Source organism: Terrabacter sp. 2RAF25 (assembly GCF_052115265.1).
Lineage (GTDB): Bacteria > Actinomycetota > Actinomycetes > Actinomycetales > Dermatophilaceae > Terrabacter.
Window position 1 is genome coordinate 729,162 of the sequence record NZ_JBFRGJ010000002.1, and the last position, 14,978, is coordinate 744,139.

At 71.0% G+C, this 14,978-nt stretch carries 14 protein-coding genes; 10 read left to right on the plus strand and 4 right to left on the minus strand.

From position 1 onward, the window contains the following. Positions 1-103 precede the first annotated feature (103 nt). The 6 genes from AB4091_RS06655 (at position 104) to pknB (ending at position 7,721) form a co-directional block, all read left to right on the plus strand. On the plus strand, positions 104-886 hold the full coding sequence (locus AB4091_RS06655) for an FhaA domain-containing protein (RefSeq protein ID WP_442290942.1): 783 nt from the start codon (positions 104-106) through the stop codon (positions 884-886). Positions 887-889: 3 nt separating this feature from the next. Next, positions 890-1,468, plus strand: a complete 579-nt coding sequence (locus AB4091_RS06660; RefSeq protein WP_442290943.1) for an FHA domain-containing protein FhaB/FipA — start codon at positions 890-892, stop codon at positions 1,466-1,468. A gap of 4 nt (positions 1,469-1,472) precedes the next feature. Then, a complete protein-coding gene (locus AB4091_RS06665; protein ID WP_442290944.1) occupies positions 1,473-2,906 on the plus strand; it encodes a protein phosphatase 2C domain-containing protein in 1,434 nt (477 codons plus the stop codon). Next, complete coding sequence (locus tag AB4091_RS06670; RefSeq protein WP_442290945.1) at positions 2,903-4,300, plus strand: FtsW/RodA/SpoVE family cell cycle protein; 1,398 nt, start codon at positions 2,903-2,905, stop codon at positions 4,298-4,300. The genes AB4091_RS06665 and AB4091_RS06670 overlap by 4 nt, the downstream gene beginning before the upstream one ends. Next, entirely contained in the window at positions 4,297-5,757 is a 1,461-nt protein-coding gene (locus AB4091_RS06675; protein WP_442290946.1) for a peptidoglycan D,D-transpeptidase FtsI family protein, read from the plus strand. Before AB4091_RS06670 ends, AB4091_RS06675 begins: the two co-directional genes overlap by 4 nt. A 107-nt stretch (positions 5,758-5,864) precedes the next feature. After that, a complete protein-coding gene (pknB, locus tag AB4091_RS06680; protein ID WP_442290947.1) occupies positions 5,865-7,721 on the plus strand; it encodes a Stk1 family PASTA domain-containing Ser/Thr kinase in 1,857 nt (618 codons plus the stop codon). Between the two features lie 162 nt (positions 7,722-7,883). On the opposite strand, the gene AB4091_RS06685 is transcribed toward pknB, so the two are convergent. Together AB4091_RS06685 and AB4091_RS06690 are read right to left on the minus strand one after the other, a co-directional pair. Next, positions 7,884-8,522, minus strand: coding sequence for an aminodeoxychorismate/anthranilate synthase component II (locus tag AB4091_RS06685; RefSeq protein WP_442290948.1), 639 nt, complete (start codon positions 8,520-8,522; stop codon positions 7,884-7,886). A gap of 21 nt (positions 8,523-8,543) precedes the next feature. Continuing rightward, positions 8,544-9,368 (minus strand): DUF881 domain-containing protein, encoded by an 825-nt coding sequence (locus tag AB4091_RS06690; RefSeq protein WP_442290949.1) that lies wholly within the window; start codon positions 9,366-9,368, stop codon positions 8,544-8,546. A gap of 143 nt (positions 9,369-9,511) precedes the next feature. On the opposite strand from AB4091_RS06690, the gene AB4091_RS06695 reads away from it, so the two are divergent. Next, the gene (locus AB4091_RS06695; protein WP_442290950.1) at positions 9,512-9,763 is read left to right on the plus strand and encodes a cell division protein CrgA; all 252 of its coding nucleotides are present in this window, start codon (positions 9,512-9,514) and stop codon (positions 9,761-9,763) included. Between the two features lie 405 nt (positions 9,764-10,168). Here the strand turns inward: AB4091_RS06695 and AB4091_RS06700 are convergent, their stop codons facing one another. Both AB4091_RS06700 and AB4091_RS06705 read right to left on the minus strand, forming a co-directional pair. Continuing rightward, on the minus strand, positions 10,169-11,161 hold the full coding sequence (locus AB4091_RS06700; protein WP_442290951.1) for a rhomboid family intramembrane serine protease: 993 nt from the start codon (positions 11,159-11,161) through the stop codon (positions 10,169-10,171). A gap of 45 nt (positions 11,162-11,206) precedes the next feature. Continuing rightward, positions 11,207-11,725, minus strand: coding sequence for a peptidylprolyl isomerase (locus AB4091_RS06705; RefSeq protein WP_442290952.1), 519 nt, complete (start codon positions 11,723-11,725; stop codon positions 11,207-11,209). Positions 11,726-11,948: 223 nt separating this feature from the next. On the opposite strand from AB4091_RS06705, the gene AB4091_RS06710 reads away from it, so the two are divergent. The 3 genes from AB4091_RS06710 (at position 11,949) to AB4091_RS06720 (ending at position 14,970) form a co-directional block, all read left to right on the plus strand. After that, positions 11,949-12,638, plus strand: a complete 690-nt coding sequence (locus AB4091_RS06710; RefSeq protein ID WP_442290953.1) for an antitoxin — start codon at positions 11,949-11,951, stop codon at positions 12,636-12,638. A gap of 158 nt (positions 12,639-12,796) precedes the next feature. Then, positions 12,797-13,915, plus strand: coding sequence for a hypothetical protein (locus AB4091_RS06715; protein ID WP_442290954.1), 1,119 nt, complete (start codon positions 12,797-12,799; stop codon positions 13,913-13,915). A gap of 494 nt (positions 13,916-14,409) precedes the next feature. Beyond that, the gene (locus AB4091_RS06720) at positions 14,410-14,970 is read left to right on the plus strand and encodes a DUF6529 family protein (RefSeq protein WP_442290955.1); all 561 of its coding nucleotides are present in this window, start codon (positions 14,410-14,412) and stop codon (positions 14,968-14,970) included. Positions 14,971-14,978 lie beyond the last annotated feature (8 nt).

The window sequence follows — 14,978 nt, forward strand, 5'->3', positions numbered from 1 at the left end:
GGGCCGCCACGGCCCGCGCAGGCCCGTCGGTGGGGGGCTGGTGGGGCTCACCCGGTTACGATGAAGCGCCCGGCAGGAGCGCTCACCAGAAGGAGGAGACGGCGTGGGAATCATCAACCGTGTCGAGCACGGTCTCGCCAAGGCTGTCCACGGTGCCTTCGCCAAGGCGTTCAAGTCCGAGGTGCAGCCCGTCGAGATCGCCTCGGCGATCCGACGCGCCATGGACGACCGGGCCGCCCTGCTCGGGCACGGCCGGGCCATGGTGCCCAACCTCTACACCATCGAGCTCAGCCAGACCGACTACGAGCGGCTCGGAGACTACGAGGACGACCTCTCCGACGACCTCGTGGCGGCGGCGCAGGAGCACGCCGACTCGCAGGGCTACCAGCCCGGCGGACCGCTCGAGGTCCAGCTCGTCGAGGGCGAGGGTCTCGAGACCGGTGTCTTCCGCGTGCGTCCCGCGACCGCGAAGCAGGCCGGCCGTGAGGCCGCCGCCCCGGCTCCGGGCGCCCCGCCCCGTCCGCAGACCACCAACGGGACCGCCATCGACGAGGCCCCGGCCCACCGGCCGACCCCCCGCTCCAACCCGTCGGCCCGACCCTGGCTCGACATCGGCGGCGACCGCTACCCGCTGCTCGGCAGCCTCACCACCATCGGTCGCGACGAGACCGCCGACATCGTCATCGACGACCCCGGCGTCTCCCGGCGCCACAGCGAGATCCGCGTCACGACCGACGGCCCGCACCTGGTCACCTCGATCCGCGACCTCAACTCGACGAACGGCACGTTCGTCAACGGCGAGCGCATCTCCGCGCAGCGGCTCCAGGACGGCGACCGCCTGACGATCGGGCGCACCTCCGCGACCTTCCGAGCCGGACGCCGGTGACGCATGAGTGAACTCACCCTGACCCTGCTGCGGCTGGGTCTGCTCGCGCTGCTGTGGATCTTCATCTTCAGCGTCGTCGGGGTGCTCCGCACCGACATCTACGGCACGGCCGTCAGCCGCCGGGGCCGCCGCAAGGCGCGCAAGGAGGCCGAGCAGCAGAGCCGTCAGCGCACCCCGGCCCGCACCCCCGCACCAGCAGCGGCCGGTGCTGGCGCTGCGCCCGCCCCGGCTCCCGAGCCCGCCGGCGGCTCGGGCTGGCGCGGACGCGGACGCGCCAAGGGGGCCGCGACGACGCTCGTCGTGACCGAGGGCCCGCTCACCGGCACCTCGCTCCCGCTGCGCAGCGGCGGCATCCTGATCGGCCGCAACCCCGAGTGCGCCCTCGTGCTCGACGACGACTACGCGTCCGGCCGGCACTGCCGCATCTACCCCGACCCCTCGGGCCGTGACGGCTGGGTCGTCGAAGACCTCAAGTCGACGAACGGCACCTTCATCGGTCGTGACCGCCTGACCGGCACGCGTCCCGTGGAGGTGGGCACGAGCCTGCGGATCGGCAAGACCGTCCTCGAACTGCGAGGCTGACCCGATGGCCATCGCCCTGCGCTACGCCGCGCGCTCCGACCTCGGGCTGGGACCCAAGTCCCGCAACGAGGACTCCGGGTACGCCGGCCCCAACCTGCTCGTCCTCGCGGACGGCATGGGTGGGCACGCTGCGGGCGACGTCGCGAGCTCGATGATCGTCGGCGAGCTCGCCCCCCTCGACGAGGAGGACGTCACCGCCGACCAGGCGATCCCGCTCCTCGAAGAGGCACTGCACTCGGCCAACGCCAAGCTGACCAAGGCGATGCGCGAGAACAGCGACCTCGCCGGCATGGGCAGCACGACGATCGTCATGCTGCGCACGGGTAACAAGCTCGCGATGGCCCACATCGGCGACTCCCGCGCCTTCATGCTCCGCGGCGACACGTTCTCGCAGATCACGAAGGACCACTCCTTCGTCCAGCAGCTCATCGACGAGGGCCGCATCAGCAAGGACGAGGCCGGGCACCACCCGCAGCGCTCGGTCGTCACGAGGGTCATGACGGGCCAGCCCGACGACGAGCCCGACACGTCGCTGCGCGAGGCGAAGATCGGCGACCGCTTCCTGATGTGCTCCGACGGGCTGTCCGACTTCGTCGGAGCCGACGTCATCGAGGAGATCCTCCGCGAGGCGCGCACGCCCGAGGTGGCCGCCGACCGCTGCATCGAGGTCGCGCTCAAGGCGAGCACCCGCGACAACGTCACCGTGATCGTGGCCGAGGTCGTCGACGCCGACGGTGACGACCTGCCCACCACCGTCCCGCAGGTCGTCGGCGCGGCCGGCAAGCGCATGCGCAACAAGACGCGCGCCATCCCGACGAGCCCCGCCGAGAAGGCTGCTGCCCTGTCCCGAGAGGCCACCGGCCGACCCCACCCCGATGACGACGGGCTCGAGCTGGCCGAGGACCGCACCCGGTCGAAGCGTTCGAAGGTCGTGCGACGCACCATCGGCCTGATGCTCGTCGTGGCCGTGCTCGCCGGGGGCGGGTATGCCGCCTGGGCCTGGTCCCAGAAGCAGTACTACGTGGCGGCCGACGCCGGCCACGTCGCCATCTTCCAGGGCGTCAGCCAGGACCTCGGACCGGTCCGGCTCTCGCACGTGCAGTCGCAGTCCGACGTTCTCGTGTCCGACCTGCCCACCGACGTGCAGGCCTCGGTCGGCAACACGATCACAGCCCGCGACCTCGCCGACGCCGAGCTCAAGATCGCCGCCCTGCGCACCGAGGCCCAGCGCTGCCAGCAGATCGCGGCGGCCGGCACCCCGTGCGGCACGAGCCCCACCCCGACGCCGTCCACGACGCTGCCGACCACCCCGCCCACGACCCCGGTCACGCCCTCGCCGGCGGTCCCGACTCCCGCGCCTCCCGCACCGTCGAGCCCGAAGGCCTCCGTCACGACGCCGCCGGCCGTCGCCGCCGCGTACTCGGGGGTGGGCGCGTGACGACCACCGTCGAGCCGCTGACGCCGCGCACCCGCCGCGGGGCCGAGCTCGCCCTGCTGCTGCTCGCCGTTGGCATCGTGCTGCTCGCCTGGGTCACCACCGACCTCAACCGCAACGGCACGGTGCCGGCCAACGTCATCCCCGTTGCGGGCGGCTTCACCGTGCTCGCGCTGGCCGTCCACCTGGTGCTGCGCTGGAAGGCCGCGTACGCCGACCCCGTGCTCCTGCCGATCACGACGGTGCTCAACGGGCTCGGGCTCGTCATGATCCACCGCCTCGACCTGGCCCGCGGCAAGCTCGGGGCCGACGGCGACGCCTACCGCCAGATCATCTGGACCACGCTCGCGGTCGCACTCGCCGTCGCCGTGCTGTTCCTGCTGCGCGACCACCGGCTGCTGCGCCGCTACACGTACGTGTCGATGGCCGCCGGCTTCGTGCTGCTGCTGCTGCCCCTCGTGCCCGGCATCGGCCGCTCGATCAACGGGTCGCAGATCTGGATCTCGGTCGGTCCGCTGAACTTCCAGCCCGGCGAGTTCGCCAAGATCGCCCTCGCCGTCTTCTTCGCCGGCTATCTCGTCCAGACCCGCGACGTGCTCTCGCTGGCCGGCAGGAAGGTGCTGGGCTTCACCTTCCCGCGCGGGCGTGACCTCGGGCCGATCCTTGTCGCCTGGGTGCTGGCCCTGCTCATCCTCGTCTTCCAGAAGGACCTCGGCTCCGCGCTGCTCTTCTTCGGCCTCTTCGTCGCGATGCTCTACGTCGCCACCGAGCGCGTGTCGTGGATCGCCATCGGCCTGCTCCTCTTCGCCGCGGCCGTCGCCTTCGCGTTGTCTGCCTTCACGCACTTCCAGAAGCGCGTCGACCTGTGGCTGGACCCGTTCTCCCAGGCCAACCTCGACCGCTCCAACCAGCTGGCCAACGGCCTCTGGGGCATGGCCTCGGGCGGGCTCACCGGCACCGGCCTCGGCGCTGGTCGGCCCTACCTCACCTCCTTCGCCGAGAGCGACTTCATCTTCTCCAGCCTCGGCGAGGAGCTCGGCCTCTTCGGCTCGGTCGCGATCATCGTGCTGTACCTGCTCTTCTGCGAGCGCGGCATCCGCACGGCCCTCGGCGTGCGTGACGGGTTCGGCAAGCTCCTCGCGATCGGGCTGTCCTTCTCCGTCGCGTTCCAGCTCTTCATCGTCATCGGCGGCGTCACGCGGGTCATCCCGCTGACCGGCCTCACGACCCCCTTCATGTCGCTCGGTGGCTCTTCTCTCCTCGCGAACTGGGTGATCATGGCGCTGCTGCTGCGCATCTCCGACCAGGCTCGCCGCCCGATGCCCGAGATCCCGGTGGGCGTCGCCACGGACGACCCGTCGCCGGCTGAGATGACCCAGGTGGTGAAGCTGCCGTGAACACCCCGATCCGCCGGCTCTCCGTCCTCATCGCGTGCCTGTTCACGGCGCTGCTCGTGGCCTCGACGATCGTGCAGTTCACCCAGGCCCGGTCGTTGGGCGCGATGGCGTCCAACAAGCGCACGCTGCTCGACAGCTACTCGCGTGAGCGCGGGTCGATCGTCTCCGGCGGCCAGGCCATCGCGAAGTCGGTGGCCGTCGACGACCAGTACCGCTTCCTGCGCAGCTACCCGCAGGCCCAGCTGTACGCGCAGCTCACCGGCTTCTACTCCTACGCCGTCGGCGCCCCCTACGGCCTCGAACACGCCTCCGACGACCTCCTCTCGGGCGACGCCGACACCCTCTTCGTGCGCCGCGTCACCGATCTCATCACCGGCCGCAAGACCTCCGGCGCCACGATCGAGCTGACGATCGACCCGAAGGCACAGGCAGCCGCCGACAAGGCCCTCGGTGACAACAAGGGCGCGGTCGTGGCGCTCGACCCGAAGACCGGCGCGATCCTCGCCATGGTCAGCCACCCGACCTACGACCCCAACCCGCTCTCGAGCCACGACCTGTCCAAGGCGGCGAAGGCGTGGCAGACGCTCTCGACCGACCCCGACAAGGCCTATCTCAACCGGGCCATCAGCGGCGTCTACCCGCCCGGCTCCACGTTCAAGGTGGTCACCGCCGCGGCCGCCCTCGAGGACGGCGTCGTCACCGACGAGAACTCCTCGGTGCCGGGTCCGCCCGTGCTCGACCTGCCGCTGACCACCACCCCGCTGCCCAACGAGAACGGCCGCGCCTGCGGCCCGAACGACAAGACGACGCTCATCCACGCGCTCGAGATCTCGTGCAACACGGCGTTCGGTTCGCTGGGCCTCGAGCTCGGCGGCGAGAAGCTGCGGGCGCAGGCGGCCAAGTTCGGCTTCGGCGACTCGCTCCAGGTGCCGATGCGGGTTGCGACCAGCTCGGTCCCGGCCGACCTCAATGCGCCCCAGTCGGCCCAGAGCGCGATCGGCCAGTACGAGGTGCGCACCACGCCGCTGCAGATGGCCATGGTGGCGGCCGGCATCGCGAACGGTGGCCGGGTCATGACGCCCTACCTCATCGACTCCGTGCGCAGCGCCAACCTCGACATCATCGAGTCCACGCCCGACCCGGTCGAGCTGTCGCAGGCGGTGTCCGAGCACACCGCGGCCATACTCACCAAGATGATGGTCTCGGTCGTGCAGAACGGCAGCGGCGCCCGCGCCAAGATCGACGGCGTCGAGGTGGCCGGCAAGACCGGCACCGCCCAGCACGACCTGAACAAGCCACCGCACGCCTGGTTCATCTCCTTCGCCCCCGCCACCGACCCGAAGATCGCCGTCGCGGTCGTCGTCGAGGACGGCGGCGTCAAGGGCAGCGAGGTCGGCGGCGGCCGCGTGGCCGCTCCGATCGCTCGCGACGTCATGGAGGCGGTGCTGAACCGATGACCGACCGACCCGACCAGCGCGAGCAGCCACCTGCCGGCGCCCGACGAGCGGACCACGATGACGCAGCACCCGGACGAGCCCTTCACGAACGAGCAGAGGCGAACGACGTGACCACCGCAGCCCGCGTCCTGGGGGGACGCTACGAGGTCGGCGAGCTCATCGGACGAGGCGGCATGGCCGACGTGCACCTCGGTCACGACACGAGGCTCGGTCGACAGGTCGCCATCAAGATGCTGCGCTCCGACCTCGCGCGCGACGCCAACTTCCTGATGCGCTTCCGCCGCGAGGCGCAGTCCGCCGCCGGCCTCAACCACCCGGCGATCGTCGCGATCTTCGACTCCGGTGAGGACGAGGGGCTGGCCGACGGACCCAACGGCACGCGTACGACCCTTCCGTACATCGTCATGGAGTACGTCGACGGGCATACCCTGCGCCAGAAGCTCACCGAGCACCAGCAGCTCGACCCCGCCGAGGCGATCCGGGTCACGGAGGGCATCCTCGATGCCCTCGCCTACAGCCACCGCATGGGCATCGTCCACCGCGACATCAAGCCCGCCAACGTGATGATCACGAGCAACGGCCACGTCAAGGTCATGGACTTCGGCATCGCCCGGGCCATCGCCGACACCGCCGCCACGATGACGCAGACCCAGTCGGTCGTCGGCACGGCGCAGTACCTCTCGCCCGAGCAGGCCCAGGGCCAGACCGTCGACGAGCGGTCCGACCTCTACTCGACCGGCTGCCTCCTCTTCGAGCTGCTCGCCGGGCGGCCCCCGTTCGTCGGCGACTCGCCCGTCGCCATCGCCTACCAGCACGTCGGCGAGCTCCCGCAGCCGCCGAGCGTGTGGAACGACGCCGTCGGCGGTGACCTCGACGCCGTCACGCTGCACGCCCTCGCCAAGGACCGCGAGGCGCGTTACCAGGACGCCACGGCCTTCCGCGACGACCTCGAGAACGTCCGCCTCGGCCGCCAGATCAGCGCCGCCGCGCTCGGCACCGCAGCTGCCGTGGGCGCTGCCGCGACGCAGACCCTTCCGCAGTCGTATGCCGCCCCGGGGGCACCGACGGCGGTGCAGCCCACCGTGGGCGCACGCCGCGACCGCTTCCAGAACACCGCCGGCCTCCCGGCCGTCGGCCACGACGAGGGCGACGACGAGCGCAAGGGCGGTCGGGGCAAGGCCGCGTTCATCACCCTGCTCGTCATCGCCCTGCTCGCGCTCGTCGGTTGGGGCGCCGTCACGTGGTTCGGCAACCAGGCCCCCACCACGGTGCCGACGGTGGCGGTGCCCACCCTCGAGGGCATGAAGGAGGACCTCGCGGCCCGCACCCTGGCGACGAACAACCTGCGCGGGCAGAAGACCGCGGCTGCCAGCACGACCGTGCCCGAGGGAGAGGTCGTGAGCCAGGACCCCAGCGCCGGCACGCGCGTGCAGACGCAGTCGACGGTCAAGTACGTCGTCTCCTCGGGTCCCGACACGCTGACCGTTCCCGACGTGACCGGCTTGGACAAGGACCAGGCGCGGGCAGAGCTGGAGAAGCAGGGCTTCGCCGTTGCCGGCTTCACGCAGGAGAACACGCCCGACCAGGACAAGAACAAGGTCACCAAGACCGATCCGGCCGCCCGGGCCGTCGTGTCCAAGGACACCAAGATCCGCATCTTCTACGCGACGGGCAACGTCAAGGTGCCCGACGACCTGGTCGGCAAGGACTGGGCCCTGGCAGCGGTCGCGCTGCAGAACGCCGGCCTCGACCCGCGCAAGGAGTCGGTCGACTCCCAGAAGAACCCCGACGAGGTGCTGTCGGTCGACAAGGCTGGCGACGTGGTGAAGCGGGGCACGACGATCGTGGTCAAGGTGGCGAAGACGCCCACCTCGACGGCGACGGTGACCATCACGCCGACCCCGCCGCCCACCACCACGGCACCGCCGACGACGCCGCCACCGACGACGCTCACCCTCCCCTGACGGCGGGTGCCCCGCACCCCGAGAGCCGCGCCCCGGCCCTACCTCAACCTCATTCGAGTGCCCACTTCCCGACGGGCCCTACGCGTCGGAAGTTGAGCACTCGACCTGCGGGTCCCATCGGGGTTGGTGGTGGTGTCGTGGGAGCGCGGGGGTGCGGGTCGCTCAGACGGCGGCGCTGACGAGGGGGCTCAGGCCTGCTGACCGGGCGACGGCGCCGGCGTCACCGCACATCGCGAGGAAGTTGGCGAGCATCCGGTGGCCGCCCTCGGTGAGCACGCTCTCGGGATGGAACTGCACGCCGTGCAAGGGGAGGTCGCGGTGGCGGACCGCCATGACGAGCCCCGAGTCGGTGTGACCCGTCGCCACGAGCTCGGCGGGCAGCGTCGACGGGTCGATGGTCAGCGAGTGGTAGCGGGTCGCCGTGAACGGGCTCGGCAGTCCCTCGAGGACGCCGGTCCCGTCGTGGTGCACGAGCGAGGTCTTGCCGTGGAGCAGCTCGGGCGCCCGGCCGACGGTCGCCCCGGCGACCACGCCGAGGGCCTGGTGGCCGAGGCACACGCCGAACATCGGCTTCGCGACGCGCGCGCATTCCCGGATCATCTCCATCGAGACCCCGGCCCCTTCGGGCGTGCCCGGCCCGGGCGAGACGAGCACCCCGTCGTATGCCGCCGCTTCGCCCGCCTCGACGGCGTCGTTGCGCACGACCGTGCACTCGGCTCCGAGCTGCTCGAGGTAACCGACGATCGTGTAGACGAAGCTGTCGTAGTTGTCGACGACGAGGATGCGGGCTGGGCTGGTCATGCGTGTCTCTCGGGCGTTGGGTCAGCGGATCGGCGAGGCGTACTGGAAGTCGACCGAGCCCGAGTATGCCGGGAACTCGATCGAGCTGTGCGTGTGGACGGCGTAGCCGAGACCGACGGCGTCGACGTACTGCTTGTAGATGGTGACGGAGGCGTCGGCGTCGAGGCCATGCTGCAGGCGGTCGACGTCACCGATGGCGGTGATGCGATAAGGCGGGGCGTAGACGCGGCCCTGCAGGATCAGCGTGTTGCCGACGCAGCGCACGGCGCTAGTGGAGATGACGCGCTGGTCCTGGATCATCATGGCCTCGGCCCCGGACGACCACAGCGCGTTGACGACGCCCTGGACGTCCTGCTGGTGCACCACGATGTCATCGGCGGTGAAGCCGTCGGGCAGCGAGTCGGCCGTGCGGTGCGCGTCGTCGAGGGTCACCTCGAGGGCAGAGCCCCTGACCTTCGTCGTCGCCGCCGTGCCGGCCAGCTCGTCGGCGGCGCGGTTGAGGCTGGAGATGTGGTCGTCTGCCGGTGCGTTGCTCTTGGAGAGGGCGTCGACCTCGCGCTGCAGCTCGTCGAGGACCGCGGCCTTGTCGGCCACGCGGGCCGTGCCCTCCTTGATCAGCTGTGGCAGGTCGCGGTCGGCGCGCAGGTCGCGGCCCTGGGCCGCCTGGAAGCTCATCGCGAACATCAGCCCGGCGGCGGCCGTGACGACCGGCACGAGAACGCCCCAGGTGACGCGTCGGCGAGCCACCGGCCGGCCGAGGGGCTCGCCAGGCTCGGGCTCGGGCTCGACGACGTCGGGCCTGAGAGCCTCGGGCTCGCTGGCCTCGGGTGGCTCGGCGTCGTTCATGTCCGGTCCTCGCTCGCGCGGACGGTCCGCGCCGTGACCCATTGTGCCTCCTTCGCCGAACGAGTCCGGCGGAGGTTCCGTGCGCGAGGACGCCGGCGAGGTCATTGGTTACCCTTGGCTCAACTCAGAGCAAGGAGAGAGCAGTGCCCGAGTCAAAAGGCCGCGACCACAAGGCGGCGGCATACGTCCCGCCCCGCACCAGCAAGGCGGCTGAGCCCAATCCCACCTGGTGGGCCCCTGTCTTCATCACGCTGCTCGTCCTCGGGCTGCTGTGGATCGTCGTCTACTACGTGACCGAGTACAAGTTCCCGATCGGGTCCATCGGCGTGTGGAACCTCGGCGTGGGCTTCGTGCTGCTCATGGGCGGCTTCATCATGACGATGCGGTGGCGCTGAACGGTATCCACACCCGCCCACAGCCCGACCGACGCCGGCTGTCCACACCTGTGGACAGCCGGCGTCGTTCTTTGTCCTCCACAGCTGTGGACAGTCCCCGTGCACAACTCCCGGCGCGTATCGCGCTGCTTGTCCACAGACTTTTCCCCAGCTGGGGATGAATGACACCTGTGTAACTACATCCACAGGTTTTTCCACAGCCGGTGGATAACCTGCTGTGGCAACGTCGCACGCCGTGGTTGGCCTCTTCCCGATACCAGTGGGACAGGAGAGATCCGAGAGGCGTGAGAGACCGCGTCGAGCTCCCCGGGAGCGCCAAGGGGGACGCATCAGCGCGTCGAGGGCGCCCTGAAGAGACACTGAGACGCCGGAGAGACGACGAAGGGACGTGAGGAGGAGCCGGTGTCAGCCGGCTGTGATCTCGCGGATGTCCACCGGCACGGTGAGGTACTTCGCCACGGCGAGCGCGACGACGACGGCGAGCACCGCGACAAGAGCGACCCACACGAGGTGGCGCACCCGCTGCTTGCGGAAGGCCACGATGACGCCGGCGCAGGCCAGTCCGGTGACGAGGCCGCCGAGGTGGGCCTGCCACGAGATGCCCGGGTAAAGGAAGCCGAAGGCGCCGTTGATCGCGATCGTGGCGTACATGGCCGTGGACGAGCGGCCGAGGTGCCGGTTCAGCACGAGCAGGGCGCCGAAGAGGCCGAAGATCGCGCCCGACGCCCCGACGACGGCCCCGAACCAGGCACCGCGGCCACCGGCGAGCACGTCGGCCGCGGTGGGGCTGCCGGCCAGCAGGGTGACGGCGACCTGGCCGCCGATGCCGCTGATGAGGTAGAGCGCGGCGAACCGGGCGCGGCCGAGCATCGGCTCGAGGTACTGCCCGAGCGACCACAGCGCGAACATGTTGAGCAGGATGTGGAAGATGGTCTGCGGCGAGTGCAGGAACGCGGCGGTGACGAACCGCCACGGCTCGCTCCAGCCGAGGAAGGGTGCGAACGCGAAGTTCAGTGTGACGGAGTCACTGGCGCGCTGCGCGAGGTAGACGACCGCGCAGATCGCGATGATGGCGTACGTGACGACCGGCGTGCCGTCGGTCGCCCGGCCACCGAAGACGGTGTGAGCGCTGGGGGTGGAACGGGCGGCGTCGCGTACGCAGTCGACGCACTGGATGCCGACGGCGGCGGGCCGCTGGCACTCGGGACAGGCCGGCCGGCCGCAGCGCTGACAGCGGACATAGGCCTCGCGGTCGGGGTGGCGCGGGCACACGGACGGACCGGCAGCAGGCTGCGGCACGCCGGGGCGCACCGGCGGCTGAGCCGCCGGATCGGGCGGGCCGAACGGGCTGGGCTCACCCGGCTGCGCCGGCGGGACACTGCTCGGGTCGTCGGACAACTCGATCTCCCTGCCGGTCTCGTCCGTGTGCCAGATGTCGAGGTGTCAGTCGGTGATGCTGACCGAGGTGATGACGACGTCCTCGACGGGCTTGTCGTTGGCGCCCGTCGCGACGGCGCCGATCTTGTCGACCACGTCGCGCGAGGCCTGGTCGGCGACCTCACCGAAGATGGTGTGCTTGCCCTGGAGCCAGGTGGTCGGCGCGGTCGTGATGAAGAACTGGGAACCGTTGGTGCCCTTGCCCATCCGCTTGCCGGCGTTGGCCATGGCGAGGATGTAGGGCTTGGTGAAGTCCTTGTCGGGGCTGATCTCGTCGTCGAACGTGAAGCCGGGGCCACCGAAGCCCTGACCGATCGGGCAGCCGCCCTGGATCATGAAGTTCGGGATGATGCGGTGGAAGATCAGGCCGTCGTAGAACGGGGTGGGGTTGGTGCGACCCGCCTCGTCCTTGTACTCCTTCTCGCCCTTGGCGAGGCCGACGAAGTTCTCCACCGTCTTCGGGGCCTGGTGCTCGAAGAGGTCGACGACGATGTCGCCGTGGTTCGTGTGCAGGGTTGCCTTCATGGGCACAATCCTCGCATGCCGGGGGCGTATGCCGTCCGGGGGCGCCCACGCAGCCGTGCCGTTCGCGACGGGGTGCGGCTCGCCTCGCCTCGGCGGGTAGGACCGGGGTGCTCGGGAACGTCGGGGGTGGACCCGCCGTTGCCCGAGGAGAAGGATCGTCCTCACCCGAGGGCCCGAGGACCCGACGAGCCGCTGGTCACGACCGGCGCAGGACGGAGTGCACATGTCGTTTCTGGACAAGCTGAAGAAGAAGGCCGAGGAGCTCGACCTCGAGACCAAGGCCAAGCACCTGCAGGAGCAGGCCGCCGCTGCCGCCAAGCAGGCGCGCGAGAAGGCGGGCGACTTCGCCGTGGAGAACCGCGAGAAGATCGACGGCTACGTCGACACGGCCGCGGCGAAGATCGACGAGAAGACCGAGGGCAAGTACGCCGACAAGGTCGCCAAGGTCAAGCACCAGGTCGGCCACGGGGTCGACAAGGTCGCCGAGGGTCACACGTCCGGACCGACCACCGCCACCGGTGCCGCCGCGGCCGCGGGCGCGACGGACGTCACCGGGGGAGAGCCCTATCCGGTCGATCCCGCGTCGCCGACCGTCGAAACCACTGGGACGCCGGCCGACCCGGCCACCTCGGCCACCTCGGCCACCTCGGCCACCTCGGCCACGCCGGTCACCCCGGCCACGCCGGTCGACAGCGGGTTCGCTGCCGCAGCCGGCGACGTCCCCGCGCCCGTGCGGGAGTCGTTGGAGGACACCACGCTCGAGGACACGGTGCTGGGTCTCGACCACCCGCCGACCGTCTCGGGCCACCAGGGTCACGACCCCCTCAGGGGACACGACGCGCCCGGACCGGAGCAGGCGACGCCGAGCGCCGGGGGTCGTCACGCGGAACCGCCGCACGACACCACGGGCTGAGCCCCGCGCACACGCGTTGCGGGCAGCACGGCATACGCAAGGTGCGCCGTGCGACGGCGCCCCGGCCGGTGGGCCCACCCCCTCGGCGGGCGGCGCCCCGTGCGGCGCGTCACTGAACTTGGCAGGATGGGTAAGGACGAGTGGACCTAGGAGGACGAATGTTCCGAACCAAGCAGTCCCGCACGGAGGCTGCAGTCGACCAGGCGCGCGCCGCGGCAGCCGATCTCGGCTCTGCGGCCGGCGACCGGCTCGGCTCGCTGAAGGACACCGCAGCCGCCTCGGCGAGCGACGCTTCTGCAGCCGCGAGGGAGGCCGCCTGGGAGCGGGCTCACGCAGCACGCGAGGCCGCCGCCCCGGTGCTCCACGACGCGGCCGAGGCCGCCCGGGAGCGCGCCCACGCCGCTCGCGAGGCCGCTGCGCCGATGCTTCACGACGCCGCCGAGGCCGCCCGTGAGCGGTTCGCCGCCGCCAGGGAGGCCGCCTCACCGACGCTGCACGACGCCGCAGACCGTGCCAAGCCGCATGTCGAGGCGGCCCAGTCGACGCTCGTCGACACGGTGTTGCCCAGGGTGGGCGCCGCCATCGCCACTGCCGCTGCGGCTCTCGCCGCCGGCGCCGAGCAGGCTCGCGAGGCGGCCCAGCCGCACCTCGAGCAGGCCGCGGCGCAGGCCAGGGAGTCCACGGCTGTCGGTGGGCAGCGCGCCCATGACGCCTATGCCGTGCTCAAGGGCGACGCCGTGGCCAAGAGGCGCGGCGGCAAGGGCAAGTGGCTCATCGCCATCGGTCTCACGGCCGCCGCCGTCGCCGCTGTCGCCGCCTTCCGCAAGCAGCAGCAGGCCGACGACCCGTGGGCCACGCCGCTCGACTCGCGCACGGCGGGCACCGCCGGCACGTCCGGACCGTCCGGCTCGTCCGACGCCGCCACATTCAAGGACAAGGCTTCCGAGCAGGTGAGCCACGCGAAGGACGCCGTCACCGACGCCGCGGCCAAGGCCAAGGAGAAGGGCTCCGAGCTCGCCGACGCCGCCAAGGACAAGGCCGGCGACCTGGCTGCCAAGGGCCAGTCGGCCCTGGCCGACGCCAAGGACCGCTCGGGCGAGTCCGTCGACACCTCCGGCTCGCCGGGGCAGGTGACGTCGGTGGACCCGACCCTCGACTCCGACGCGATCACGTCCGACGCCGTCGAGGGCGGCGCGATCAACGGCGCGTCGACCACCGCCTCCTCGCGAGGATCGGCCCGCACCCGCGCCCAGCGGGGTGACGACGCCGGGAGCTGACCCTCGGCAGAGAGCTGCGCAGGAGACCGCGCACAGAGAAGGACCCGGGTGCCAACGGCATCCGGGTCCTTCTCTGCTTGAGCTGGCTCGCACCGACAGGGGGACAGCGCGAGCCAGCACATGCAGAAGGGCTGGGCGCGGTTCGTGCGGGCCCAACCCTTCGCTACTGACGAGTGTAAACGGAACATGGCCAGTTGCGAAAGAGTCTTGATGAAGTTTGCATCAGATCGAAGGGATCTGTGTCGTCCTTCTCGTCCTTCCGACGCACCACGCCCCCGATGGGCCGGGCCCGGAACGGGACCCGTCGATGGTGCTCCATCGAGCATGACACTCCACGTATGGATTCGCCAGAGGAAGTTCCCGTGGATTCGCTGTACGCCGACCACCGACTCTGGACCGGGCGCTCGGGGCCGTCGGATCGGTCGGCTCGGCCGGGCGGTCCGTGGCCAAAGAGGTGCTCGACTCACGGGGAAGGTCGGGAGGATCCTGACGAGATGGCAGAGAGCGCAGCACCGAGGAGCATGACCGTCCCCCTGACGGCTTTCGCCTTGGGGGCAGTGGTGGCACTCCTCGTCGGCGTCTTCGGCAAGGTGCACGACCCGACGCTCGCCGGCACCACCACCCTGGGGTTCCGCACCGTCATCTCGATGAAGGTGGTCCTCTCGATCGCGATCGCCGTGCTCGCGGTGCTCCAGGTCCTGGGAGCCCTCTGGATGTACGGCAGGTTCGGCAGCACGGCGCCGTCCTGGGTCGGTCCGGCCCACCGCCTCTCGGGCACCGTCGCGCTGGTGCTCACCGTGGTCGTGGCCTACCACTGCGTCTGGGCGCTCGGTCTCGAGTCGGGCACCCTCGCCGACGGCAAACCCGTGCCGGCGCGCACCGTCGTCCACGGTGTCATCGGGTGTGCCGTCGTGGGGGCCATCGTGGTCAAGCTCGTGGCGGTGCGCTCGAGGCGTGCGGCGGGGTGGTTCCTGCCGGTGGCCGGCGGGCTGCTCTTCGGGTTGCTCATGCTGGCGGTCCTGACGTCGACCGTCTGGTACCTCGCCGCGGACTGAACGCCGAG

What these genes read in the sequence shown, in the direction of transcription:
- AB4091_RS06705 (WP_442290952.1), bottom strand. Translation starts at nt 11,725, where the DNA reads ATGAAGGCAACCCTGCACACGAACCACGGCGACATCGTCGTCGACCTC.
- AB4091_RS06715 (WP_442290954.1), top strand. Translation starts at nt 12,797, where the DNA reads ATGTTCCGAACCAAGCAGTCCCGCACGGAGGCTGCAGTCGACCAGGCG.
- AB4091_RS06665 (WP_442290944.1), top strand. Translation starts at nt 1,473, where the DNA reads ATGGCCATCGCCCTGCGCTACGCCGCGCGCTCCGACCTCGGGCTGGGA.
- AB4091_RS06685 (WP_442290948.1), bottom strand. Translation starts at nt 8,522, where the DNA reads ATGACCAGCCCAGCCCGCATCCTCGTCGTCGACAACTACGACAGCTTC.
- AB4091_RS06720 (WP_442290955.1), top strand. Translation starts at nt 14,410, where the DNA reads ATGGCAGAGAGCGCAGCACCGAGGAGCATGACCGTCCCCCTGACGGCT.
- AB4091_RS06660 (WP_442290943.1), top strand. Translation starts at nt 890, where the DNA reads ATGAGTGAACTCACCCTGACCCTGCTGCGGCTGGGTCTGCTCGCGCTG.
- AB4091_RS06710 (WP_442290953.1), top strand. Translation starts at nt 11,949, where the DNA reads ATGTCGTTTCTGGACAAGCTGAAGAAGAAGGCCGAGGAGCTCGACCTC.
- AB4091_RS06690 (WP_442290949.1), bottom strand. Translation starts at nt 9,368, where the DNA reads ATGAACGACGCCGAGCCACCCGAGGCCAGCGAGCCCGAGGCTCTCAGG.